This is a genomic window from Pleurocapsa sp. PCC 7327, from assembly GCF_000317025.1.
Taxonomy (GTDB): Bacteria; Cyanobacteriota; Cyanobacteriia; order Cyanobacteriales; family Microcystaceae; genus Hydrococcus.
In genome coordinates, this window is sequence record NC_019689.1 from 4,530,643 (window position 1) to 4,554,408 (window position 23,766).

Annotated in this window: 21 protein-coding genes and 2 pseudogenes; 11 read left to right on the top strand and 12 right to left on the bottom strand. The window is 45.0% G+C overall.

Annotation, left to right across the window (positions count from 1 at the left end; genetic code table 11):
- Positions 1-68: 68 nt before the first annotated feature.
- A complete protein-coding gene (locus tag PLE7327_RS20385; protein WP_041392432.1) occupies positions 69-1,127 on the top strand; it encodes a ribonucleotide-diphosphate reductase subunit beta in 1,059 nt (352 codons plus the stop codon).
- A 48-nt stretch (positions 1,128-1,175) separates the two neighbouring features.
- On the opposite strand, the gene PLE7327_RS20390 is transcribed toward PLE7327_RS20385, so the two are convergent.
- From PLE7327_RS20390 to PLE7327_RS20410, 5 genes are all read right to left on the bottom strand, one after another.
- Complete coding sequence (locus PLE7327_RS20390; protein WP_015145662.1) at positions 1,176-1,640, bottom strand: Rrf2 family transcriptional regulator; 465 nt, start codon at positions 1,638-1,640, stop codon at positions 1,176-1,178.
- Between the two features lie 239 nt (positions 1,641-1,879).
- Entirely contained in the window at positions 1,880-3,532 is a 1,653-nt protein-coding gene (locus PLE7327_RS20395; RefSeq protein WP_015145663.1) for an acetolactate synthase large subunit, read from the bottom strand.
- A 177-nt stretch (positions 3,533-3,709) separates the two neighbouring features.
- Entirely contained in the window at positions 3,710-5,077 is a 1,368-nt protein-coding gene (locus PLE7327_RS20400) for an NAD-dependent succinate-semialdehyde dehydrogenase (RefSeq protein ID WP_015145664.1), read from the bottom strand.
- Between the two features lie 187 nt (positions 5,078-5,264).
- On the bottom strand, positions 5,265-6,062 hold the full coding sequence (locus PLE7327_RS20405; protein WP_015145665.1) for a PD-(D/E)XK nuclease family protein: 798 nt from the start codon (positions 6,060-6,062) through the stop codon (positions 5,265-5,267).
- Positions 6,063-6,189: 127 nt separating this feature from the next.
- Positions 6,190-7,917, bottom strand: coding sequence for a succinate dehydrogenase/fumarate reductase flavoprotein subunit (locus tag PLE7327_RS20410; protein ID WP_015145666.1), 1,728 nt, complete (start codon positions 7,915-7,917; stop codon positions 6,190-6,192).
- Between the two features lie 266 nt (positions 7,918-8,183).
- Between PLE7327_RS20410 and PLE7327_RS23770 the strand changes: the two are divergent.
- Positions 8,184-9,029 (top strand): annotated as a pseudogene (locus PLE7327_RS23770) (IS5 family transposase).
- 27 nt (positions 9,030-9,056) lie between these two features.
- Here the strand turns inward: PLE7327_RS23770 and PLE7327_RS20425 are convergent.
- Complete coding sequence (locus PLE7327_RS20425) at positions 9,057-9,392, bottom strand: type II toxin-antitoxin system VapC family toxin (protein ID WP_015145667.1); 336 nt, start codon at positions 9,390-9,392, stop codon at positions 9,057-9,059.
- 146 nt (positions 9,393-9,538) lie between these two features.
- Here PLE7327_RS20425 and PLE7327_RS20430 point away from each other — a divergent pair.
- Positions 9,539-10,491 (top strand): annotated as a pseudogene (locus PLE7327_RS20430) (transposase).
- Between the two features lie 432 nt (positions 10,492-10,923).
- Here PLE7327_RS20430 and rpsD read toward each other — a convergent pair.
- The 3 genes from rpsD to PLE7327_RS20445 all read right to left on the bottom strand — a co-directional run bounded on the left by rpsD (position 10,924) and on the right by PLE7327_RS20445 (position 14,287).
- The gene (rpsD, locus tag PLE7327_RS20435) at positions 10,924-11,532 is read right to left on the bottom strand and encodes a 30S ribosomal protein S4 (RefSeq protein ID WP_015145669.1); all 609 of its coding nucleotides are present in this window, start codon (positions 11,530-11,532) and stop codon (positions 10,924-10,926) included.
- A gap of 91 nt (positions 11,533-11,623) precedes the next feature.
- Positions 11,624-12,325: a J domain-containing protein gene (locus PLE7327_RS20440; RefSeq protein ID WP_015145670.1), complete on the bottom strand. Its 702-nt coding sequence runs from the start codon at positions 12,323-12,325 to the stop codon at positions 11,624-11,626.
- 189 nt (positions 12,326-12,514) lie between these two features.
- Positions 12,515-14,287: an iron uptake porin gene (locus tag PLE7327_RS20445; protein ID WP_015145671.1), complete on the bottom strand. Its 1,773-nt coding sequence runs from the start codon at positions 14,285-14,287 to the stop codon at positions 12,515-12,517.
- A gap of 224 nt (positions 14,288-14,511) precedes the next feature.
- Between PLE7327_RS20445 and PLE7327_RS20450 the strand changes: the two genes are divergently transcribed.
- Both PLE7327_RS20450 and PLE7327_RS20455 read left to right on the top strand, forming a co-directional pair.
- Entirely contained in the window at positions 14,512-14,670 is a 159-nt protein-coding gene (locus tag PLE7327_RS20450; RefSeq protein ID WP_083888321.1) for a MerR family DNA-binding transcriptional regulator, read from the top strand.
- Positions 14,633-14,962, top strand: a complete 330-nt coding sequence (locus PLE7327_RS20455) for a GyrI-like domain-containing protein (protein ID WP_071880628.1) — start codon at positions 14,633-14,635, stop codon at positions 14,960-14,962. Before PLE7327_RS20450 ends, PLE7327_RS20455 begins: the two co-directional genes overlap by 38 nt.
- Positions 14,963-15,038: 76 nt before the next feature.
- Here PLE7327_RS20455 and PLE7327_RS20460 read toward each other — a convergent pair whose 3' ends face one another.
- Both PLE7327_RS20460 and PLE7327_RS20465 read right to left on the bottom strand, forming a co-directional pair.
- Entirely contained in the window at positions 15,039-15,650 is a 612-nt protein-coding gene (locus PLE7327_RS20460) for a pentapeptide repeat-containing protein (protein ID WP_015145672.1), read from the bottom strand.
- Between the two features lie 149 nt (positions 15,651-15,799).
- On the bottom strand, positions 15,800-16,177 hold the full coding sequence (locus PLE7327_RS20465; protein ID WP_015145673.1) for a hypothetical protein: 378 nt from the start codon (positions 16,175-16,177) through the stop codon (positions 15,800-15,802).
- Positions 16,178-16,204: 27 nt separating this feature from the next.
- Between PLE7327_RS20465 and PLE7327_RS20470 the strand changes: the two genes are divergently transcribed.
- The 6 genes from PLE7327_RS20470 (at position 16,205) to PLE7327_RS20490 (ending at position 21,058) form a co-directional block, all read left to right on the top strand.
- Positions 16,205-16,801 carry a molybdenum cofactor guanylyltransferase gene (locus PLE7327_RS20470; RefSeq protein ID WP_015145674.1) on the top strand — a complete coding sequence of 199 codons (597 nt, stop codon included), beginning with the start codon at positions 16,205-16,207 and terminating at the stop codon, positions 16,799-16,801.
- Complete coding sequence (locus tag PLE7327_RS20475) at positions 16,798-17,709, top strand: tRNA (5-methylaminomethyl-2-thiouridine)(34)-methyltransferase MnmD (RefSeq protein ID WP_015145675.1); 912 nt, start codon at positions 16,798-16,800, stop codon at positions 17,707-17,709. Before PLE7327_RS20470 ends, PLE7327_RS20475 begins: the two co-directional genes overlap by 4 nt.
- A gap of 91 nt (positions 17,710-17,800) precedes the next feature.
- A complete protein-coding gene (locus PLE7327_RS20480) occupies positions 17,801-18,781 on the top strand; it encodes a two-component system response regulator (protein WP_015145676.1) in 981 nt (326 codons plus the stop codon).
- Positions 18,782-19,006: 225 nt separating this feature from the next.
- Complete coding sequence (glmU, locus tag PLE7327_RS20485; RefSeq protein ID WP_015145677.1) at positions 19,007-20,380, top strand: bifunctional UDP-N-acetylglucosamine diphosphorylase/glucosamine-1-phosphate N-acetyltransferase GlmU; 1,374 nt, start codon at positions 19,007-19,009, stop codon at positions 20,378-20,380.
- Between the two features lie 88 nt (positions 20,381-20,468).
- Positions 20,469-20,675 (top strand): hypothetical protein, encoded by a 207-nt coding sequence (locus PLE7327_RS25470; RefSeq protein WP_144266154.1) that lies wholly within the window; start codon positions 20,469-20,471, stop codon positions 20,673-20,675.
- A 44-nt stretch (positions 20,676-20,719) separates the two neighbouring features.
- Positions 20,720-21,058 carry a hypothetical protein gene (locus PLE7327_RS20490; protein ID WP_015145678.1) on the top strand — a complete coding sequence of 113 codons (339 nt, stop codon included), beginning with the start codon at positions 20,720-20,722 and terminating at the stop codon, positions 21,056-21,058.
- Between the two features lie 112 nt (positions 21,059-21,170).
- Here PLE7327_RS20490 and PLE7327_RS20495 read toward each other — a convergent pair whose 3' ends face one another.
- The gene (locus PLE7327_RS20495) at positions 21,171-23,720 is read right to left on the bottom strand and encodes a secretin N-terminal domain-containing protein (protein WP_015145679.1); all 2,550 of its coding nucleotides are present in this window, start codon (positions 23,718-23,720) and stop codon (positions 21,171-21,173) included.
- Positions 23,721-23,766 lie beyond the last annotated feature (46 nt).

Genomic DNA, 23,766 nt, shown 5'->3' on the forward strand with positions numbered 1-23,766 from the left:
GCAGTTTGGTGGGCAATGCCAACTTTCCCTAGCCATAGCAAGTCTACATTAATCATAAAGGTTAGTAAATGTATATTGATTCAACCTCAAAAATGCCAATCAACCCCATTTTTAATCCCGATGGGGACGATACAATTGAAAACCGTTCTATTTGGTTTGGTAATACAACAAACCTGATGCAACTCAACGATGTTCGTTACACTTGGGCGCTGGGATTGTATCAACAAATGAGGGAGAATTTTTGGATTCCTCAACGCCTCGATGTTACTCAAGACGTAACGGACTATTGGAATCTTACCCCGGAAGAACGTCATGCCTACGATGGCATTTTGTCCTATCTTACTTTTTTAGATTCCATTCAAACCTGCAATATTCCTCACTTAAAAAGCAGTATTACTGCCCCAGAAGTTAGCTTGTGCATGGCGGAACAAATTTCTCAAGAGGCAATGCACAACCAAAGCTATCAATATATCATTGAAACCGTGATTCCGCCCGATCGCAGAAATGCTGTGTATGACTTCTGGCGTACCGATAAAGTCCTCAAAGATCGCTGCGAATTTATTGCTAAGCTATATCAAAAATACATAGACTATCCGACCTCAGAAAACTATTTTATTGCTTTAGTAGCCGATTATTTGCTCGAAGGACTTTATTTCTATAACGGATTTATTTTCTTCTACAATCTGGCTTCTCGGATGTTAATGCCGGGTTCGGCTGATATTTTCAAAATGATTAACCGCGACGAACTTTCTCACGTGCGGCTCTATCAAAAATTAATCCCAGAGGCAATGCATGTGTTTTCGCATTCGGTGGAGCAAATTTATGAAATGTTTGACGAGGCAGTCAAACACGAATGCCGCTGGACAAATCACATCGTTGGTAACAATATTTTAGGGATTACAGAAGCCAGCACGGAACGATATACAAAGTATTTAGCGAATATGAGGCTGCGTTCCATTGGTTTGGAAGCGCTTTATCGGGAGGAGAAATATAAGAAGAGTCCCTACACTCATTTAGAGAGATTTTCGGATACGAAGAAAGAAGCCCATACTAAAGCAAATTTCTTTGAGGCAACTGTTACCAGTTATGTCATGTCTTCTGGGGTAAGTGGTTGGGACGAAATCTGACTCAAGAATTATGAATTATGAATTATGAATTCATGATTTAGAATTAATTTAAATATAGTACATCAGACCTTCTTGTTTGAGAGCGTCGCGTCGCTGGCATAGATCTTGCAGGGTGTAACGATTCAAAATCTCTAGAGAGGCATGATTGGCTTTCTGCCAGATTTCAGCGACCAAGGCGCGATCGATCGAGTTATCGGACTCCTTTTGTTTGCGATCGCCCTCCACAAGAGCAACGACTTCTAGGACGGTAATTTGCCAAGGTTCGCGGGCAAGTATATAGCCTCCTTTGGAACCGCGTAGGCTTTGTACCAAGCCTCCCCGTCGCAGGCTGGTAAAAATATGCTCTAAATAGCGATCGGGAATATTTTGTCTTGTCGAGATCTCGCTAATTGTCAAAAGATGGGTTTTATCGAGGTGACTTGCCAATTCTAAAAGTGCGAGTAAGGCATATTCCACTTTGGAGGGAAGTTCTAGAAGGATATAGTTTCGACGATCTGCATCGGTGTTCATCATAGTATGATTGGTTGATCGATTTATCGATCGCTCTATCGACTTAACCTCTCAAAATTTAGTGACAGTATTCCAATTATCCCCCAAATACTATATCTTGAGCGCCTTATTGTATTTTTACTCCTCTCGCGCTAGATAATACCAAGATATATAACTCTGACTGAGGGATAAGCAAAACCAAGGTGGGCTAAGCCTTTACTCAACCCACCTACTGACTGGCAACCACTAACTACTCGCAGAATTTATTCCCAAATCTGACAAACTAAATCGCCAGCTTTTTGAGAGAAACGGATATTTTCGTTGTAGTCTACGGGACAGTCGATCACTGTCGGAACGTCCTGTTCTAAAGCCGTTTTCAGCGTTGGAATTAAATCGAGAGCTGATTCGATGCGGTAGCCTTTCAACCCCATACTTTCGGCAAATTTGACGAAATCGGGGTTGCTAAACTTGACGAAAGCAGATTCGCCAAACTGGTTGATTTGTTTCCACTCGATCAAGCCATAGCCGTTGTCGTTGAAAATCAAGGTGACAAAAGGCGTTCCTACCCGCAAGGCGGTTTCTAATTCCTGATTGTTCATCATGAAGCCGCCGTCTCCAGTGACCGCAACTACTTTTTTATCGGGATGCACGAGTTTAGCTGCGATCGCGCCGGGAATGGCAATGCCCATCGCTGCAAATCCATTGGAAATAATGCAAGTATTAGGAGTATCGCAATGATAGTGCCTTGCCATCCACATTTTATGGGCACCCACGTCTGAGATGACGATATCTTCGGGTCCCATCACTTGTCTGAGGTCGTAAATCAGTTTTTGGGGTTTGATGGGGAAGCCTTCATCGTTAGCATACTTTTCGTACTCGGCGCGAATTTCGGAACGCAATTTGGCAGCGTGTGGCGTGGGTTTGCCTTGACGATCCGTCCGCTTCATCAACTCTATCAAAGAGTCGGAAATGTCTCCCACGACTTCTACAAACGGAATGTAGCTGCTATCGATTTCTGCTGCTGTCATGCCAATGTGAATAATGGGGATTGTTCCTTGGGGATTCCAACGTTTCGGGGAATATTCGACCAAATCGTAGCCGACTGCAATTATCAAATCGCTTTCCTCGAAAGCACAACTGATCAGATCCCTCTGTTGCAGACCAAACGACCACAGGGCAAGCGGGTGGGTGTAAGGGATGACCCCCTTGCCCATGAAGGTGTTGACGACTGGAATATTGAGTTGCGTGGCAAATTCGGTAACGGCTTCGCTTGCATTGGCGCGAATTGCGCCGTTACCTACCATAATAATCGGATTTTTCGCTTTCGCGATCGCCACTGCCGCATTGTTGAGACTGCGGTAGGAGGCATAAACTTTTTCTTGACTGTTCCGATTGAGGGGTTTTCCTTCCACTGGCATTGCTGCAATGTTTTCGGGCAAGTCGATGTGAACGGCACCGGGTTTTTCGCTTTGGGCGATCTTAAAAGCTTTGCGAACGACTTCTGGCGTAATCCCCGGACGAACGATTTGCTTGTTCCATTTGGTGACGGGGGCAAACATTGCCACTAAGTCTAAGTATTGGTGGGATTCGATGTGCATGCGATCTGTTCCCACTTGACCCGTAATTGCCACCAGTGGGGCGCGATCCAGGTTAGCATCAGCTACTCCCGTCATTAGGTTGGTCGCACCGGGACCTAAGGTAGACAGACACACTCCGGCTTTTCCGGTCAACCGTCCGTAGACATCTGCCATGAAGGCTGCTCCTTGTTCGTGACGGGTTGTGATAAATTTAATCGAAGAATGTTTCAGTGCCTCTAAAACATGTAGGTTTTCTTCGCCTGGAAGCCCAAAAATATATTCGACTTCCTCATTTTCGAGGCATTGAACGAGTAATTCGGCTGTGTTTAATTCCCCCATGACTTTATTCCCCAGTGCATTTTTTGTGTTAGTTTTTCGTCCCCAGACAAATGATTTCTTCTAGGATTGATGCTTCGATCGCATCGATCCCTTGGCAAATTAGATAGTAGACGGTCTATCCAATCGAGTTGCTGGAATAAATCTTGATAAGATTTCCTACTTCCACTTTAACTAGTGTTACGCGATCCAAACGGTTTTGATGTTGACAAACTCATGAATTCCTTGAATTCCCAATTCTCGACCGTAACCCGATCGCTTAATACCGCCAAAAGGCAGGCGCGGATCGGATTTGACCATGCCATTGATAAAGACTGTCCCGGCTTCGATTTCGTTAATGAGGCGTTCCCGTTCTTGGGGATCGTTCGTCCAAGCGCTTGCCCCCAACCCAAATGATGTGCTGTTGGCTATTTCGATAGCTTCATCGAGATTCGCTACGCGGAATAATAACGCAACCGGACCGAAAAATTCTTCTTTGGCGATCGCGCAATCGGCAGGAAGATTGGCGACAATGGTAGGCGGATAGAAGTTTCCCGGACGATCCGATAGGGGTTTGCCTCCGATTAAGATCTTGCCTCCCGACGCTGTGGCTTCTTGCACTTGGCGATCGAGATCGGAGAGAATCTTTGGCGTTGCCAAGGGACCGATATCGGTATTTTCATCCATCGGATCTCCTATCTTAAGCGCTTGATATTCAGCCAGCAGACGTTTTTCAAATTCATCCGCCACTGTCTCAAGGACGATAAACCGCTTGGCGGCAATGCAGGATTGACCGTTATTGAGCATTCTAGCCGTTACTGCCGTAGTGACGGCTTTTTCGAGATCGGCGCTTTCGGTGACGATAAAGGGATCGCTACCGCCCAATTCGAGAACCGTCTTCTTGATTTGCTTGCCCGCCGCCGTCGCTAAACTCATCCCAGCAGGTTCGCTGCCTGTCAAAGTTGCCGCTTTCACCCGTTCGTCATTGATTATAGATTCAACGCGATCGGCACCGACGAGTAAACTTTGGAATACGCCTTCGGGGAATCCTGCTTCCTTAAAGATTGCTTCGATCGCCAAGGCGCATTGAGGCACGTTAGAGGCGTGTTTGAGTATGCCCACATTTCCTGCCATCAAAGCGGGTGCGGCAAAGCGAAAGACTTGCCAGAAGGGGAAATTCCAGGGCATTACTGCTAAAATAATCCCTAGCGGCTGATAGCGGACGAAACTGCTGCTCGCATCGGTTGAACTCGGCATGTCTTTGAGAAATTCAGCAGCATTTTCAGCGTAGTAGCGACAAACCCAAGCGCATTTTCGTGCCTCGGCGATCGCGCTTTTGAGGGTTTTCCCCATTTCTAGGGTCATTACCTTGGCAAACTCGACCTGCTTGCTTTCTAGAATTTCTGCTGCCCGATTCATCCATTCGCTTCTCTGCGCGATCGAGGTTTGGCGATATGATTTGAATGCCGATGCTGCCAGGGCAAGCTTGGCTTCGAGTTCTTCATTGGTTAGTGGTTCAAAAGTTTTTAGCGTTTCTCCGGTTGCTGGGTTGACTGTAGCGATCCCCATATTTCCTCCTACCTCTCACTGCTGAGGTATTTCATCGGCATCTTAAGTTTGATGACTCCTTGAAGAATAAAACTAAATTTTTTGGCAATTTTTAATTTCTATTACTAGCTTTGCTCTCAAATCAGCCGATGAGCTGAAATCTTAACATTTTGATACATTTGGAAAAATAGGATTTTTCTACTTTTTCTTAGTCAATAGAGATTTCTTCAATCTCATCAATTAATGCTATCCAATCTTTCTCGATCGCAAAGCGATCGCTGTCTAAAAAAGCGCCAGATTCTAATAAAGATTGATAATACGGACAACTTTCTTGACAGTTAGACAGATGAGGAAATGAAGTTCCAGTATTGGAATAATTATCCAGCCAGCGATCGAGTTGGGTTAACAAACGAGTTAAGTCTTGGCGATTTTTTTCATGTTGGACACTGTTATATACAAACGTCAGGCTTTGAGGTTGCGTAGGAAGCTTAACAAACCAATAGGTCATAGAGATCTGTTCTGGCAAGTAATCTGTAGTTTCTGCCAGGACATAAAGATACAGTCGCGTTTGCCAATTTTTCGCTAATTTTGCGCGATTTTCTGGAAATAAATACGTTTTCCAATCTACTATTTTGGCTTTAGCGCGATCGCTTATCAGCAAGTCATAAACTACTGTCAGTAAATATCCCTGAAAGCTGAGGGTGCGACAATGTTCTGCCTCGCGCCAACTTCCCGATTCGGACTGCCAGATTTCAGGTGCTGCATTCATTAATGCAGTTATTGAATGTTGCAGTTGTTCATCCTGGGCGACTAAAGATTCAATGGGCAATCCTAATTCTTTTTGCTGCATCAAAAGGTGAAACTGACTTCCCCAAGTTTGCTTTTCCTGTTGCTGCGGACTGAGAGGAGAACCTAACTGTTCGAGATAAAGGCGTTGAAACTGAGGGGGACAAGTTTCGAGTAAATTGAGTTGTGCTTGGGAAAGACGAATGAAATTGTCAGTCATCTGTCATTCGTTCGTAGTTAATCTTTTAGGGATCGCAACTTTTATTGTTACTTACTCTAATAAAGGCGCACGACCGTGCGCCCTATAAGAATTTAAATGTCAACGCCAAGCGCGATCGATCGCTTCCCTAATATTTACGTTCCATCGGTTCAAAGCGATTGATGACCACGGGCATATAGTTAATATCGATTCCCGCAGGCGAATAATACGCCAAAGTATGCTTGAGGAAATTGGAGTCGTCTCGCTGGGGATAATCCTCTCTTGAATGTGCGCCTCGACTTTCCTTGCGGTTAAATGCCGAAGCCAGAATGATCTCTCCTACTATCATTAAACTTCTCAATTCAAGTGCTTCGATTAACTCTGTATTCCAGTCAGTGTTTTTATCGTCTAAATAAATCTGGGAATATTTTTGTTTTAACTCCTGTATTTTTGCCAAGCCTTCTTTCATCGTTTCTTCACTGCGGAAAACACCACAATGCTCTGTCATACAATCTTGGAATAGCTGGCGCAACTGACCGATGCGCATCGTTCCTTTTTGGTCGAGAAGGCTTTGGATTTCTTGTTTGGTAGCAGCGTGATAGGTTTCGGCATTGAGTTCGGGAAACTTGCGCTCTTGAACGTACCGGGCGATTGCAGCCCCAGTTCTCCTGCCATAGACCACGCATTCGAGGAGAGAATTACTGCCTAAACGGTTTGCCCCGTGAACCGACACGCAGGCACATTCTCCTGCCGCAAAAAAGCCTTCAATTAAACTGTCTGGACTCCGGCGTACCCGACCATCCGTATTCACGGGAATCCCACCCATACAATAATGAACGGTAGGGCGCACGGGCATGGGTTGATGTACCGCATCGATGCCCAGAAGTCGGTGTGCTTCCTCCCAGCAGAAAGGAATCCGACTCATAATCTTTTCTTTGCCCATGTGGCGCAAATCTAGATAGACGAAGGGACCGCCAGAGGTGCCATCGGGATGGATGCCTCGTCCGGCGCGAATTTCTAGGGTAATTGCACGGGAAGTAATGTCGCGGGGTGCAAGTTCCATGTGACTGGGGGCATAGTTTGCCATAAAGCGATCGCCTTCGCTATTAATTAAATAAGCCCCTTCTCCTCGGACTGCCTCGGAAATCAGAACGCCTACCGGATACAACCCCGTTGGGTGGAACTGAACGAATTCCATATCTTCTAGGGGAAGACCAGCCGCAGCGGTCATCGCCAGACCATCGCCCGTGGAAGCAAAGTCATTGGAAGTCGTATTGAACACCCTTCCATAGCCCCCCGTGGCAAACATTACGGCTTTAGTACGGACAATTTCTATCTCTCCGTCCCAGATATGGTACATGACAATTCCCTTTGCCTCTCCCTCTTCAACAATCAATTGCATCACGTACCATTCCTCGTAAATTTGCACGCCATTACGACGCAGGTTGTTGACCAATTCGTGTAAGATGGCATGACCTGTCTTATCGGCTGCGTAACAAGTTCGTCTCTGAGAATGTCCGCCGAAGGCACGTTGGGCAATTCTGCCATCACTCAAGCGAGAAAAAAGAACCCCCATGTGTTCTAAGTCGATAATCACATCGGGGGCTTCTTTGGTAAGGATTTCTACCGCATCTTGGTCGGCTAAATAGTCAGAACCTTTGACTGTATCGAAAGCGTGTGCCTCCCAACTATCTTCAGGGTCTACATTTTTTAGCGTTGCTGCAATTCCCCCTTGGGCGGCAACGGAGTGGGAACGGATGGGATGGGTTTTAGCAACGAGTGCGACATCGATACTTGGGTTAGTGCGTTTAATTTCTAGGGCGGCATGACAACCCGCTAAACCACCGCCGACAATCACTACATCGTGTTCTCTCATCTTAAATCGACAGATTATGGACCTCTATGTCTATCGTGACGCAACTAAAGGTTAACTTGCGGAAAGTTACAGAACTTTTTCACATTAAAGTCAATTTAAAGATTTGCAGCGACCGGACAAACGACTACTTGGATAGGAGAAATTTATCCTGTCAAAATTTGAAAGCCTGCTCGTGCAAAATGACTGTCAAAAGTCAGAACTTTACTAGACCTCCAGCAAAAGTCAGAGTAAGTTAGGTAAAATAAAACCAAATTACAATTCGAGTTATGACTTACTCTCAAGTAAAAAATTTAAAACCGACAGAGTTTAAACGGCTTTGTGGAGTATATCCAGAGACGTTTAAAGAGATGGTAAAAGTTCTAGAAGCCGAAAAAGTCTTACAAAAAAAAAACAGGACGACCAAATAAATTAAGCGCAGAAGACCAAATCTTAATGACTCTTGAATATTGGCGAGAGTATCGCACCTATTTTCATATCGGAACTAGCTGGGGAATAAACGAGACAACGGCTTTACGAATCACCAGAAAAGTAGAAGATATTTTAATGAAATCGGGACTTTTCAATCTGCCTGGGAAAAAAGCTGTTCAACCCCAAAATACAGAAATTGAAATTGTCGTAGTAGATGTAGCAGAACATGAAATAGAAAGACCGAAAAAAAACAAAAAGCTTACTACAGTGGTCGGCAAAAGTGTCACACGATAAAATCGCAAGTTTTAGCTGACGCAAAAACGAGACAAATTCTTTGTATTGCTCATGAGAAGGGAAAAAGTCATGATTTTAAGATTTGGAAAAATAGTAAAATAGGAATCGAACAACAGATAGAATGTTTGGCTGATAAAGGATATCAAGGAATTCAGAAACTTCATCCCAACAGTAGAATTCCCAACAAAAAAAAGCGCAATCAACAGTTAAGTCTAGAGCAAAAGAAGTTTAATCGTAAGTTAGCAAGTGAAAGGATTGTAATTGAAAATATTCATCGCAGTCTAAAAATATTCAGAATTCTTTCAAGTCGATATCGCAACCGAAGAAGACGGTTTGGGTTGAGATTTAATTTGATTGCTGGCATTTATAATTATGAACTTCTTTCCCACTCCAATTATGCGATCGCGTAACACTTTTGCAGGAGGTCTACTGACTCCCTACTCCCACATGACTTCAAATGAAATGCAATCGACTAATCCCCATTGTTTATCTTGATATTTTTTGTATAGTTCAAAAGCGCGATCGAATAATTGTGGTATGAGATGGACTACTTCTACTTCATCTGAAGTCATAAAACTATCCAAAATTTCTACTGCTTCTTGTTTGTAGCTGCGTGAGAGAGCATTCCCAATTTCTAGTAAAACCGCATCTATTACAAGTAAAGGATAGCCTTCAAATCTATGGGCTAATTCTGTAGCTTGTTGATGATATTGGTCGCGTTGATTGATGAGTGCAACGACAAATCCAGTATCAATAAATATCTGTTCCTTCACGTTGTTTTCCACTTAGGTATAGATCGATATTCGCAGCAAAATCTTCTGGAGCATCATTTTTTACAGAAGTGTTGAAAGAAAGCTTAAGACAAGAAAAAAGGGGTCAGAAAATAGTATTCTAACCCCTATCAAATAAAAAATTCTGTCTGATGCTATCGTCGTTTCCCAATATTGTCAAATCGCTTGTCAAGGGCCTGTCGCCGACTGACTACCCAGTTTTGAACACCCGCTTGTTCTTTGAAATCTGGCTGACGTTTGTGCTCGATGCCAGCTTGACGAGCCTGCGAGCTCTATTTTATCGGCTCAATCATGCTGGTTCCAAAGCTTGTAAAACTCGGCAAAGGGAGAATTGAATTTTTGCCGCATCTACTTGGACTTACGCCAACGCTTAAAGCGACGGCACCCCCTCACCGCACAGATGCTCATTCCGATTGATTCGACGGTGATTAGTTTAACCAGCAAGTTATTTTGGGAGCAGGAAGATCGTCAAGTTAAATTGCTCAATGGCATCAATTTAGAGCAGGGCAATCCGACGGAATGTTTGATTCATTTTGGGCAAGGACATGATGCTCGATTGGCCGAAACCGTGAATAGTATGATTCCCGAGAACGGCGTTGGAGTAATGGCTCGAGGCTTTGCAAGTTGGGATTTCTTGGATGAACTGAGTGCCACTCAAACGCGCTTCGTCGTGCGGCTCAAAAACAACATGAAAACCGAACTTGACCATCAGCGCTATCGGGTCGTTTGGTTTTGTGATTTAGAGAGCCATAGTGAGTTTCGGCTTGCCACAAATTTAGCAGAGATGACGAATGAAGAGGTGAGTGCAATCTATCGTAACCGATGGTACATTGAGCTTCTGTGGAAGTTCTTGAAAATGCATCTCAAACTCGACCGCTTGATTGGTAAAAGCGTTAACGGAGTGATGATTCAAATCTATGTGGTACTGATGGCATATTTGCTTCTAGAGTTGATGGAAATTCCTGCCTTTTATGGGCATCGATTGTTGGATAAGTTTCGCTATTTACAATTGGAATTCAGTCGTCGTTGTTCCATCTCGCACTGGAGCTATGATTTCCTCCCAGAGGCACTTGTCCATTGAAGTGTTCGCTGAAATATGAAGTTTTATATCTGGATTCAACACTTCTGGATATTGACGTAAAAATCCTATCGATACAATCAGTAAAATTGTAAAAGTCAATAACGCTACAGCAGATCTTCTTTGCTATCTTGATAAGTCCTTGAATAGGAGTCGAAGGATTTTACGAATAAAATTTACACCTTTGCTAGTTTTTTGAGATGAATTCTGTTTAGATTGCTTGATTAATTCTTCTAACTCATTCAAAATGATTTGACTTTGGTTATTATTACTGTTACTTATGATTGACAAATCTTGATTAGGAGTCATATACTATATCCCCTAATTTTTTTAAAAAAAGTTGCTATTTTTACAAAGCGATCGCAAAAAAGTTTCAAAAAGCGAATTCTGAATTCCGAATACACAAGTCTTTTCAGAATTCAGAATTCAGAATTCTTAGGCTTGTCGAGAATAGTACTCGACCACCAGTAGTTCGTTGATGGATAGAGCAACCCATTCCCGTTCGACAACGCTGTTAACTTTACCCGTAAGCGTATTTTTATCGAACTCTAAGTGGCTGGGGAGATTAGCTAAACCAGGATACTCCATATTAGCTTGTACCAAACGACGAGATTTGTCGCGATCTCTAACGGCAATTACGTCTCCAGGACGGCACTGATAGCTAGGAATATCGACAACTTTGCCATTGACGGTAATATGACCGTGACAGACTAACTGACGCGCGGCTGGAATTGTCCCTGCCATTCCCAGGCGAAAGACAGTATTATCCAAGCGCATTTCAAGTAATTGCAGTAGGGTTTGACCTGTAGAACCCGTGGCACGACGGGCTTTGCGCACGTAGCGGAGTAATTGTCTTTCAGTCACGCCGTAGTTAAAGCGCAGTTTCTGCTTTTCTTCCAGGCGGATGGCGTATTCGGAGCGCTTTTTGCGGTTTTGACCGTGTTGTCCTGGCGGATAGGAACGACGTGCTGATTTGCGAGTTAAGCCGGGCAGTTCTCCCAAGCGTCTTACGACTCTAAGGCGAGGACCTCTATAGCGAGACATATAGGTAATTTTCTCCTAATTTACACTTTATCCCAAAATTTCTATTGTACGTCTTTTCAATGGAAGAAGGAAGGAGAGAAAAGGAAGATTATTAGCAGGTAGCTTTGACGGTATTGCAAGCTTGCCGAGCTTCTTGGCGCAATTGACGGGCAATTCTAAAGAGTTCTTTGCCCGTGTGTAAATAGCGATCGTCGTAGTTAAGGGTAAATAATTCTAATTCATCGATACCATCGCCAATGCGATCGAGACAGTAGTAGAGAGAGGCTGCCACCTTTGCCACTTTGGCGGGATTGGGTTGAGAGACAAAAATCTGCCGCGCGCGATCGAGATAATCGCCGCAATTTTCTAAGTAATTCCGAAAGACTTCCATAAGGCGATCGTCAAACGGATCGGCAGATAATAAGTCTATCTGGGTTTCTAGGGGATTGAGAATTCGACCGAGCAGGCGATCGAGCGGCGCATAAATTTCCTGGAACCATTGATTGAGACGAGCTTCTGTTGCCCGTTCGGTTTCTCGACTTCTCTGATACTGACGTTGAGCTTCTGTCGTTCTCCGTTGTCGTCTGCTGGTATAGTCTCCGTCGGTAAGTTGGCGATCGTAAGCGCGGCGGCGTTGGGGATCGCTCAAGACTTCGTAAGCCGCATTAATTGAGATTATTTTTTCATGGTTAGCTGTCTCGTTTTGAGTATCTGGGTGAAATTGCTTAGCTAGCCGTCGATAGGCTTGCTTAATTTCTTGCTGAGTGGCTGTTTGGTTAACTTTAAGAGTTTGGTAGTGATTTTCGCAAGTCATGATTGTTGATAAATCGTCGTAAGTAGACGTGTTGCTTCAATTCGATCGTCTTTTTAGTGATGGAAATCATAGTTTTGGAGCTAATGTCGATCGGCTTTTCTAGCCAAATGGTAGCAATAAATAAGCCCCGCTTTTGACAGGGCTTCGAGAGAATCTAGAACTAGAAGTAGAGCTACTATTTAGTTTGCTCTAGAAAGTAAAGGTGGTTCTGATAGTACCGACAAATGCATCGTCACCATCTTCTTCCTGTTCGGGATTGGAAAGCCAGATCACGCCAGGAGTGATAGAGATGTTATCGGTTAGCTGATACTTGTAGAAAGCTTCAACGTGAATTGGGATGTCGCCAGGCGCATCTCCCCGATATGGCTGAGCACCTGCAAAGATACCCAAGACGCTTCCTTCTTTACCAAGGTCGGGGAAGCTAAATCCACCGCCATAAGTCCAGTATTCTGTATCGCTACCGCCGCGAGCATACACTTCGCCCCAGCTACCAAAGGCGCTAAAGCTAATTGCGTCAGTGATTCTGAACGATCCTTGCAGTCCGACGTTAATTGTCGATCTGTCGAATCCGTCGTTGAAGTTATTGATAGCTCTTGTCCCAACCACACCATCACCAGGACCAGCATCAGTACCAATGCCACCCAAACTGAAGATAGGACTGCCTGCCTTGTGGTAAGAATGGACAAAAGTAGCACCGAGTTCGACTCGTTCGATAGGACTGAAGTTTAACTGACCTAGAACGGCATAGTCGCCATTAAACAATCCCGAACCCTCGTCAGGATTGGCAGCATTGCTTGCTAGGTAACCGCCTGTGACTTGTACTGGACCGATGTCAAAGTTAGCAGCAATACCCGTGCCGCCGCCGATTCTAAAAATTGGGTTTTCGCTAGCAAAGGTAGAAAGGGCACCGTTACCGCCGTCGAAATCTTCGAAGAAGGGATTGCTAGTGGGGGCAATGTCACTCCAAATACCGCCAACAGCTGCTACGTAAGTATTGATTGTAAAGTCGTCGCCAAATTTGAGGGGATAGTAGTAGGACAACCAATCGATCGCAACGTCATTGTTATCGTCTGGTTTAAGGTTAAAGGTTTGGGTCGTCGTAGGCTCTAGCGCTCCATCTCCGGTAACGTTAAACGCCTCCAAATTTCCAGCCGCCAGACGGGTTACTAAGCGGTCTTCTCCGGTGAAGCTCGTATTGAGCGTTAGGCGAACGCGATCGCCGAAAACGGTTTGGGTGTTATCATCTTCGCCAAAGGTGTCCGTTGCAGCGAAGATGACCTCTCCACTCAGTTTCGTAGTAGTAGAAAATTGGTTATCTTCCAAGAAAGCCACTCGACCTTCTAAGTTATCGACGCGCGCTCCTAGAGCAGCGAGTTCGGCTTCAAACTCCTGCATCAGTCGCTTGAGCGTATCGACATCTTCTTTAAGAACGGCGACGTTCTCCTGAATGAGACGCTCCATGGTGTTCATACAAGCGTTCAAACCAGCGGCGAACTCCCAACGGGTTAGAGCGCGGTTGCCTCGGTAGGTCTGGTCGGGATAACCGACGATACATCCATAGCGTTCTACCAAACTCCGAAGCGCTTCATATGCCCATTCAGTAGGAGCGACATCCTTCAATTCGTTGACGCTGGTAACTTGATCCTCAGAGCTTCTAGAGCCTTGACCTTCGTTGCTATAGTTGTCTAGTTGATTTAATGTCGGATCGCTATTTTCAGATGTTACGTCCGGTTGAGCTTGCGCTAATTCCATTGGTGAAGCGGCGTTTGGATTAAGTTCAGCTTTGGTCGTGTCTTGAGCTGAATTTTTTTCTAACGATATCGCTTCAATTTCCGATGTGGCATTTAGTTTGAATTCAGTTTTTGTCGTGTCCTCTGCTGCCTTTGCTACAGATGAAAATGCTAAAGCTGCTACCAAAACAGCCGGACTGACTAGAAGTGATTTCCACAGTATCTTGAACATTTTTCGCTTTTCCTCACACCTTTTTTGACTACAAAGTTTATAGCCTTATATTTTTTATTATACATAGTCTACTTAGATCGCAATCAAGATGATTAGCTCGATTAAGCTAAGTAAAACCGCGAAAATATTTGTAAAAAGTATCATTAATAATCGGCTTGGTAAAGGCTTGACTTTACCTTGGGGCAAGATGTTAACTTAAGGCAGAAACGCCCGGTCGTCACTACATGTTAAGAATCGGTGACTTTGCTCAACTCAGCCGCATCTCTCCTAAAACATTGCGCCTATACGATCGCATGGGTTTGCTCAAACCGGCCGAAGTCGATAGCGATACGGGCTATCGCTACTATGCGACCGTGCGGCATCGCTATTTACCACGATACTAAGTTGCGCGATCGCGACATTCCTGTAGAATCTGCCGTGCCCATCTACGATCAGATTTCCGGCAACGAGCGGGTATGGGTGTACGAACTGCCAGCAGTAGAAACTATGGCTTGTGCAGTTCATCATGGTTCCTTTGCCACGCTGGGACAAGCTTATAATGCCTTACTGGAGTGGGTAGAAAAGCAGGGATATCAAATTGTCGGTTCTACTCGCGAAGTCTACTTGCAATACGAACGGGATGGAGACCAGTCGCAGTACCTGACAGAGGTTCGAGTTCCCGTCGAGAAGATTTGAGTTGCATATCTTCAGAGCTAGTATTCGGCGATCTCACCAGAATGCGATCGCCTTAGTATAAATTTGAGAAAAAATTTCAGCAAAGCACGCTCTTTTCTCGTTCGAGGATTTTTTTGCCTCTTACGCCTTGGAGATTGGCTCCTTCAAAATTTGTCCCTTTCAGCTTGGCTTCGGTAAGGTTAGCTTGGTTAAGATCTGCATCTTCCAGGTTGGCTTCGCTAAGATTTGCTTTAGCAAAATTCACCCATTGCAAGTTTGCTTGGCTGAGGTTGGTTCTTTCCAAGTTGGCTTCGCCGAGGTTTGCCCAACGCAGGTCTGCACCTTGCAAATTGGCTTCGCTCAAATTTGTCTTGCGCAAATCTGCTTTGACGAGTTTTACCTGAGTGAGGTTTGCCCTGCTTAGGTTTGCCTGACTTAGGTCTGCTCGATTAAGGTTGGCTCCTTCGAGATTCGCTTCTTCAAGGTTTGCCCAACGCAGATCGGCTCCTCCCAAGTTAGCTTGACTCAGATTTGTCTTGCGCAGATCGGCTTTGATGCAATTTGCCCACGGAAGACTAGCTCCACTGAGGTTTTCCCCTGCCAGATTCGCTTCGCGGAGATCGGGCCAAACGATCGTATTTCTCTCCTTGGAATTATTCCAGACGGCTACTCCTTGCTTGAGCAGCGCGAGGTGTTGTTGGTTTGCCATATGGCTCACCTCCGAGAGAGTTTATTGGAGTTGAATGATTTATTGTTGTCATTGTTGTCATTGTTGTCATACCCCCTTAACTCTATCTTGCCGCGCCATTATGCCGCTGAGAGGGCATTTAAAAAAACAGTCCATTTTGTCATGAAGATTTATATATCTTGCTTACGAGCCACTTTTCTAGCAGCGCAACTAATTCCTGGCAAGCGAACCGACTTTCCTTGCCACAGACGAATCATTAATCCCAAACACGTCAGAATATAGCCAGAAGTGAGCAGACCATTTAGATAAAGCAAACGCAGTGTCAAAAATTCTGAAGTTTGTGCTGCTCCCAGCCACAGGAGAACATAGACCAGCAGCCAAGCTAAGGTCAAGGTAACTGACAGGCGGCTGATAGATTGTTGCTCGCGAGTTCCTTGTTTCCGATACAGCGTCCACAGAGCGGGTACCCAGCCTACAATCGGAAGTAAATAGATCGATAGTTGAAATTTATTGAGCTTTTGCTCTTTAAAGGAATCGTTATCTTTCATACAAGCTCGAAGGCGATCGATTAAACCATGACACAGTTCGCAGCCATTATTCTAGCTGGAGGACGAAGTTCCCGTATGGGACGAGATAAAGCCGCGATCACAATTCAAGGGCAACCTTTCCTGAAAAAAATTTGCCTTTTAGCCAGTCAATGTGCCAGTCAAGTCTATGTTATTACTCCCTGGATAGAAAAATATCAAGCGATCGCTCCTGGTGATTGTCAAATGATTCGAGAGGTTGCGTTACCGGGAGAAACCGAACCTCATGGTCCTTTAATTGGCTTTGCACAAGCATTAACTTATGTAAAAACTGAGTGGGTATTGCTACTCGCTTGCGATCTCCCTAATCTTACGGAGTCTGAAATTCAGAAATGGTCGAGTTATTTGGAGACAACTCCGCCAGAAGCGATCGCGGCATTACCAAAAAGTTCCAAAGGATGGGAACCGCTGTGCGGTTTTTATCGCCGCCGTTGTCTGTCTGTACTCAATGAATTTATCGATGGCGGTGGCAGATCTTTTCAACGTTGGTTAGAGCAACATCCCGTGCGAGAACTTCCCGTCAGCGATGCCAATATCTTGTTTAATTGCAATACGCCTGCTGATTTAGAACAAATCCAAAAAGGATGATTAGGACTCCTCATTTTCCCTTACAATCCACTGCCGATGGCTCTTTTACCTTCTTTTCCAACGAGTTTGGCGAAACCTTTCATTCTTCCTGTGGTGCCAAACAAGAAGCGGAAAGAAAATTTGTCGAACCCTGTCAATTAAGAGAAAAAGCTAAGGCTAACAATTCTCTTAAATTACTCGATATTTGCTATGGATTGGGCTACAATAGTGCGGCTGCTCTAGAAACGATTTGGACAGCGAATCCCGATTGTCGAGTAGAGTTAATTGCCCTAGAACTCGATCGATTGGTTCCCCGTCAAGCGATCGCCGAGCAACTACTCGTTCGATGGTTGCCACCGATTCCCGACTTATTAGAAGAATTAGCAGAAAATTATCGGGTAAAAACTTGTCGGTTAGATGCTCGATTATTAATCGGAGATGCTAGAGAAAAAATTCAACAAGTCCAACAATCTGGCTTTCAAAGCGATGCGATCTTTTTAGATCCCTTTTCTCCTCCGAAATGTCCACAATTGTGGACAGTGGAATTTTTAGCAATTGTCGCTCGCTGTTTAAAACCGGATGGCAGACTGGCTACCTATTCCTGTGCGGCTTCGGTACGCACTGCCTTACAATTGGCGGGGTTGCGAGTTGGCGCATCCAATAGCGTTGGCAGACGATCGCCGGGAACTGTGGCCAGTTTTGGCGATCGGGATTTACCGCCTCTTTCTCAACAAGAATCCGAACATTTACAGACTCGCGCTGCAATTCCCTATCGCGATCCCCAACTGCAAAATTCAGCCGAAGCGATCGCCGAGCAACGACGAATCGAGCAGCGATCGAGTTCTCTAGAACCGACAAGCCAATGGAAAAAACGTTGGTCTAAAGTTTTTACCGATATCAATTCAATTCCAGTAGACTCTCGTAAATAAAATTCCGTAGAAAAACTGATGTGCAAAAGAACGACGATTATCCATACTAGAGTTAGTATAGATCGTAAAGTTTCATATTCATCCTGTTGCTGTGAGTACTCTAGTTAGTTCCGAGCAAGCTAAAATCCTAGTCGTTGACGATCACCGCTACAGCCGGATGGCAGCCGTCGATCTGCTATCGCTAGATGGCTACAAAGTCCTAGAAGCCGATGATAGCAGAGATGTCGTGAAAGTCGTCCTCGACAACAAGCCAGATTTAATCTTGCTAGATGTTATCATGCCTCACACAGATGGCTTTGAAATCTGCGAGCGCTTGAAACAGGATGAAAGAACTTGCTCGATCCCAGTAATTTTTATCACTGCCTCCGACGATAGAAACTGGCGAGTCAAAGGTCGCGAAGTTGGCGGCGATGATTTCCTAGCCAAACCCCTCGATCGCCTCGAACTATTAACCAAAGTTAAATTGTTGATCCAGCAAAAACGCCTCAATGAAGGCTTAGATCAAACCGAACAGCTTTTATTTTCCATTGCCAGCGCGATTGAAAATCGTTCTACAAAGGATGGAAGAACGTTTGCCAAACTGGAGAACTTAGCCCAATCCTTTGGAGAATACCTGGAACTTTCAGCTACAGAAATTAGCGATCTGATCTTTGCCGCACGCCTGCACGATATCGGTACTGTCTGCATTCCCGATGCAGTTTTGCTTAAAAAAGGCGAACTCACGGCAGAAGAGCGCGAACTGATCGAGCAACACGTTTTAGTTGGAGAAAAAATTTGTCAGCCCATGCAAAACCGACGGGGAGTATTGCCCATTATCCGCCATCACCACGAACGGTGGGACGGTAGCGGCTACCCCGATGGCTTGTCAGGAGAAGAGATTCCTTGGCTAGCACAGGTGTTTCAAATTCTCGATATTTACGTTGCCCTCACGAGCGATCGACCCTACAAACAAGCCCTGACCCCCGACGAAGCGATCGCAGTCATTGCCGAAGAAACTGAGAAAGGTTGGCGCAACCCCGAACTGGTCAACCAGTTTACCGCCTTTATCCAAGCAACTGCAACAACGTCGTAGAGGCGGGATAAAATAGTTCAAAGATTAGAGTTCAAAATTCAAAATTGGTCGTTTACGCCTGAAGTCAGGAGATTAAAAGAAGAAACTTCGCTGTTTGACTTGTTCCAAAAATAAATTTAGAGACTTGAAACCTAAATTAATTTTGAATTTAAAACTTTGAACTGTTGAGCGACGGAATCGAGACGCGATATACTCCAGTCGAGGAAGTTAAAAAGTATTAAAGCAATGGTAGCGGTAGCAATTTTAGCGGCTGGGCGCGGAACCCGGATGAAATCAAATCTGCCCAAGGTTTTACATTCTCTAGGCGGGCGATCGCTGCTTGAGAGAACCCTCGATAGTTGCCGACTGCTAAACCCGCAACGGCGGATCGCGATCGTTGGCTACCAAGCAGAACGAGTAAAAGAAGCACTTCAACACCAACAAGGATTAGAATTTGTCGAACAAACCGAACAATTAGGAACCGGACACGCAGTTCGGCAACTACTGCCCCATTTAGCAGGATTTACGGGAGATTTGCTCGTTCTGAATGGGGACGTTCCCCTCCTGCGACCGGAAACTCTCCAACGACTCTTACAAATTCATAAAACCCATCAAAATGCCGCAACGCTTTTAACCGCCCATTTGCCGAATCCTAAAGGCTATGGGCGCGTTTTTTGCGACGGGAACAATATCGTCACGCAAATTGTTGAAGACCGAGATTGTACTGCCGCCCAAAAGCAAAATCACCGCATTAATGGAGGAATTTATTGCTTTAATTGGCAAAAACTCGCAGAAACTCTGCCCAAACTTAGCGCCAACAATCAGCAACAAGAATACTATCTCACCGAGGCGATCGCTTATCTTCATCCAGTCATGGCAGTAGATGTAGAAGATTATCTAGAAATTAGCGGCATTAACGATCGCAAACAACTAGCAGAAGCCTATCAAATTCTGCAAACCCGCATTAAAGATTACTGGATGGCAGCAGGCGTGACGTTAATTGACCCCGATAGCATTACCATCGATGATACGGTAATCCTGCACCCAGATACCATCGTAGAACCGCAGACTCACTTACGTGGAAATACCGAGATTGGTTCGGGCTGCCGCATCGGTCCCGGTAGTTTGATAGAAAATAGTCAGATTGGCGAAAACGTGACGGTAATGTATTCCGTAGTGAGTAATAGTCATGTAGAAGCTGGTTGCCGCATCGGGCCCTATACTCATTTACGGGGCGAAGTCAGGATAGGGGAGTCTTGCCGCATTGGCAATTTTGTGGAAATCAAGAAAGCCACGATTGGAAATAAAACCAATGTGGCTCACCTATCTTATATCGGAGATGCCACACTCGGCGATCGCGTTAATGTCGGTGCCGGAACGATTACCGCTAACTATGACGGCGTGAAGAAACATCACACCCACATCGGCAGCGGTACTAAAACCGGAGCCAATAGCGTTTTCATTGCTCCCGTTACTATTGGAGAAGACGTAACTGTGGCGGCGGGTTCGGTGATTACCAAAAATGTCCCCAACGAAGCTCTCGCGATCGCTAGAGAAAACCAGAAAATCATCGAAGGATGGCATAAGATAAAAACCGATATGGGAAATCGTAAGGCATAAAAACAATTCGCAATTATGAATCGACAAACCTTTTTTGAAGAAATTTATTTGCCGATTTTTGGACTTTTCAGTTGGTTATTCGTGATTCTTGTCTCAAAATTCATTCGATAGGGGTCAACCAAAGACGATTGCGCGATCGCACTGCGCGAGTGGTACATCGAACAATACCGTAAACCTGGCGAAGCCGCCACACGCTCCCCAAAGCATTTCGGGGAGAACGACGGTTATGGAGATCGTGTGGCAGCGAGATAATCGAGATAATAAAGACAATCCCCTAGCTGGTACGAACAGCTAGGGAACAGCAGAAAAATTTCATCTATCTAATAGGAGTTTACCAAAATGTCCAACACACCGATTCAGGTGACGACCGATTTAGGCAAAATCTTAGAGCGAATAGAGCAGAAGATAGATAAGCTCGATGAAAAGTTCGAGACTAAGCTCGATACCCTTGATAAGAAAGTTGAAACCAAGCTCGGCAAGATTGATGAACGACTCAATAGGCTAGAGGTAGGGCAAACCAAGCTAGGGGGCGATCTCAAAGCGTTGGAAACTAAAGTAGGCGAACTTGGTAAGCAAATTGATGACCAGAAATTTATCAATCGCGGTGTTCTGATTGGCTTGATTGTAACAATCTTAGGCGGTGCTGCCAAACTGTTTGGGTTGGTAGGCAATCCCTAAACCTTTATTGCCAAGCAACTACCTGATTCCTCTACAAAAGTGCTACGTTTTAGTGATGAAATTCTAGTTTAGTTTCTTGGCGGATGAGGGACTTTTGCAAGAGATCTACTTGCTATCGGTCTTGCCGTCGATTTTGACGACGATTGGGCTGCTCTTCACCCTCTTTTTGCTTTTCTTCTTGACGATCGCGATTCGGATTGGTTTGAACGTCAAATCCTTGATCTTGCAGAATTTCCGAGGCTGCTGGGCTGGGATTGTAGTTATAGCCAAACTGCGATCGAGGATTATCATCGATAATCTGAGGAGTCAGCATAATAATAACTTCAGCCCGTTCCTTGATGTTATCAGTGCTTCTAAAGAGAGCGCCGAGAATGGGGATATCTCCTAAAATCGGCACTTTGCTAACAATCGTGCGATCGCTGTCCTGAATGATACCTGACACGATCAGGGTTTGACCATCCCGCAATCGAATCAGTCCAGAGCTAAGTTCCCGACGATTTAGTAAGGTAAGAGTGTTTACCGTTCCGTTACCACTATCGAACTCTACTGAATTGCCAGGAGCAGCGACAGTAGGACTAACCGACAAGTTAACGAAACCGTTATCGTCAATTCTTTCAATATTAACTGTAAGGGTTAATCCGGCATCAGCCAAAACAGGAGTAGTCGTCCTCACGCCACTAAGCGGATCGACTTGAGTATTGACACTTTCCAAAACCTTTTCCGTTAGTCTAACCGTCGCTTCTTGTCCTTCTTGGACGACCAACGTAGGATCGGTTAAAATCTTGGCGTTCCCGCTAGTAATCTGGGCATTTAACTGTGCCAGGAATCTTTTAGGATACTGGAATAAGCTTGCTAGCCCTGCGGTTGCCGTCCCTAGCTCTCCTGGCGTGAAGGATACTGTCCCATCTGGAGCAATTGTAAGGGTATTATCTGTAGCTAGGGTAAAGTCTGTAAAACCTGCCTCAAAAGGATTGCCAGAAACACCAGCTCTTCTATTAAAAAAGTCTCCAGTTCCAGGTGGAATTCTTTGAAAAGGTTGAGGAGCACCAGGGCGTTGATTGAAAATTATTGTTCCTGGAACAGTGCCAGGAATAGGTGTGGTGTTTTGCAAATCAAGGAAAGTATTAGCATCTGCGGCGGGATTGGGAATGACGGGAGGATTGGCTATACGTCCAGTTGCGCTATTGATATCTGCTGAAGTAGCCGGACTGCTGGTGCCAAATCTCAAGGTTGCTGCACCTTGATCTTGGATAAAGAAGGTGTCATCTATGCCGAAGGAAAAACTACTACCAAAGTTTTCTGTATTGCTTAAGTTAACGTCTACCACCTTGACATTGACGGCGACTTGACGGCGGCGAGCATCTAGCTGAGTTAGCATCGAAGTAGCTACTTCAACTTGACGCGGATCGCCAGTCAAAGTGAGTGCATTTAGGCGATCGTCAGCCGTCACCGTCAGTCCCGCTAACAACAAGGGCGAGCCTACCCCTGCTTCTTCCCCTACTTTAATAGGCTGAATTTCTGCGGGTCTCTCGACTCGACGAACAACCCTTTGGGTGACTGGATCGACAACTTCTTCAACTGGGGTAACGACGCGCTGAAAGCTAGCCCCTTGAGATGCCAAGACAGTTCCTGCATTGACGACGCTGGCTTGATTGAGACGCAGCGTTCGACTAATTAAATTACGTGCTTCATGAGGTAAGTTTGAACCGACAAAGATCGTTCGTCCTCGACGATTAGCGTTTAACCCAGAGACTAATAGCACCGAATTAAAGACTTCTTGTACTGACTCGTTTTCCAAGTCTAAAGAAACCGTTGGCTCTGCTGCCGTTTGTGCCTGTTCTTGTCCCTGTCCACCTGATTGTATTCCGTCTGTAAAGACAAGATTCAAACCTGCATAGCGAGCTAATACAGCCAATACTTCTCGTGCGGGGGCTTGTCGCAGAACTAGACGGGGAACGAGTACGTCTGTTCCCAGATCGATTAAATCTGCCGAAGGATCGATATTTGAGATCGCTATGTCTCCTACTGGAGGCGCTACCGCACGAGGCAGGACGGGAACTACTGGTGTGGTGGGTTGAAGTATGTCTGTGGGTGCATTGGCGTTCGGGTCTATATTTACGTTTACCCCTGTATTGGTATTCCCATTGTCCTGAATCGTAATTTGTGGTTGCGGAACCATTGGCGCAGGAGAGGAAGTAGAAGGCATACCTTGTGCCTGATTGGTATTCCCTGGATTAGAACTACCGCTTTCCTGGATAGTGACTTGCGGTTGCGGCACCATTGGAGCAGAAGAGGGATTGGGAGCTGGAAGAGTTGGTGTCTGGGCGAGCCATTGTGGTGATTTGCTCGTTAAAAGACTATCGAAGTCACTGCTTTTAGAAAAAGAAGTGAGGGAAATTTTGTCTATCTGTTTGGAAAACGCTGGTTCTTTTTTTGTGCCAGTTTTTTTGTCAATTGCTTTGTTTTTTTGGACAGATTTATCCTGAGAAAACTGCTCTAACTTCTCAAAATAATTAGCGGCTTCTACAAGTATTTCTTGTTTGAGTCCGGTAGCGTTTTTGCTAGAGTTATTTTCTTTTTCCGTCGCTGCTTGTGCCGATCGCGCTGCTAGGAGCATGATAGCTGCTCCACCAATCATTAGCGGATAATAATAACTTTTCACGATTCACTCCTCACTTAATTATGCGGTTAATTCTCAAAAGCGATGC

Coding starts and splice junctions, on each gene's coding strand:
- PLE7327_RS20405 (WP_015145665.1), bottom strand. CDS start 6,062: ATGACTGACAATTTCATTCGTCTTTCCCAAGCACAACTCAATTTACTC.
- PLE7327_RS20390 (WP_015145662.1), bottom strand. CDS start 1,640: ATGATGAACACCGATGCAGATCGTCGAAACTATATCCTTCTAGAACTT.
- PLE7327_RS20385 (WP_041392432.1), top strand. CDS start 69: ATGTATATTGATTCAACCTCAAAAATGCCAATCAACCCCATTTTTAAT.
- PLE7327_RS20470 (WP_015145674.1), top strand. CDS start 16,205: ATGACACAGTTCGCAGCCATTATTCTAGCTGGAGGACGAAGTTCCCGT.
- PLE7327_RS20490 (WP_015145678.1), top strand. CDS start 20,720: ATGTCCAACACACCGATTCAGGTGACGACCGATTTAGGCAAAATCTTA.
- PLE7327_RS20400 (WP_015145664.1), bottom strand. CDS start 5,077: ATGGGGATCGCTACAGTCAACCCAGCAACCGGAGAAACGCTAAAAACT.
- PLE7327_RS20395 (WP_015145663.1), bottom strand. CDS start 3,532: ATGGGGGAATTAAACACAGCCGAATTACTCGTTCAATGCCTCGAAAAT.
- PLE7327_RS20445 (WP_015145671.1), bottom strand. CDS start 14,287: ATGTTCAAGATACTGTGGAAATCACTTCTAGTCAGTCCGGCTGTTTTG.
- PLE7327_RS20450 (WP_083888321.1), top strand. CDS start 14,512: ATGTTAAGAATCGGTGACTTTGCTCAACTCAGCCGCATCTCTCCTAAA.
- glmU (WP_015145677.1), top strand. CDS start 19,007: ATGGTAGCGGTAGCAATTTTAGCGGCTGGGCGCGGAACCCGGATGAAA.
- rpsD (WP_015145669.1), bottom strand. CDS start 11,532: ATGTCTCGCTATAGAGGTCCTCGCCTTAGAGTCGTAAGACGCTTGGGA.
- PLE7327_RS20455 (WP_071880628.1), top strand. CDS start 14,633: ATGCGACCGTGCGGCATCGCTATTTACCACGATACTAAGTTGCGCGAT.
- PLE7327_RS20475 (WP_015145675.1), top strand. CDS start 16,798: ATGATTAGGACTCCTCATTTTCCCTTACAATCCACTGCCGATGGCTCT.
- PLE7327_RS20440 (WP_015145670.1), bottom strand. CDS start 12,325: ATGACTTGCGAAAATCACTACCAAACTCTTAAAGTTAACCAAACAGCC.
- PLE7327_RS20460 (WP_015145672.1), bottom strand. CDS start 15,650: ATGGCAAACCAACAACACCTCGCGCTGCTCAAGCAAGGAGTAGCCGTC.
- PLE7327_RS20410 (WP_015145666.1), bottom strand. CDS start 7,917: ATGAGAGAACACGATGTAGTGATTGTCGGCGGTGGTTTAGCGGGTTGT.
- PLE7327_RS20465 (WP_015145673.1), bottom strand. CDS start 16,177: ATGAAAGATAACGATTCCTTTAAAGAGCAAAAGCTCAATAAATTTCAA.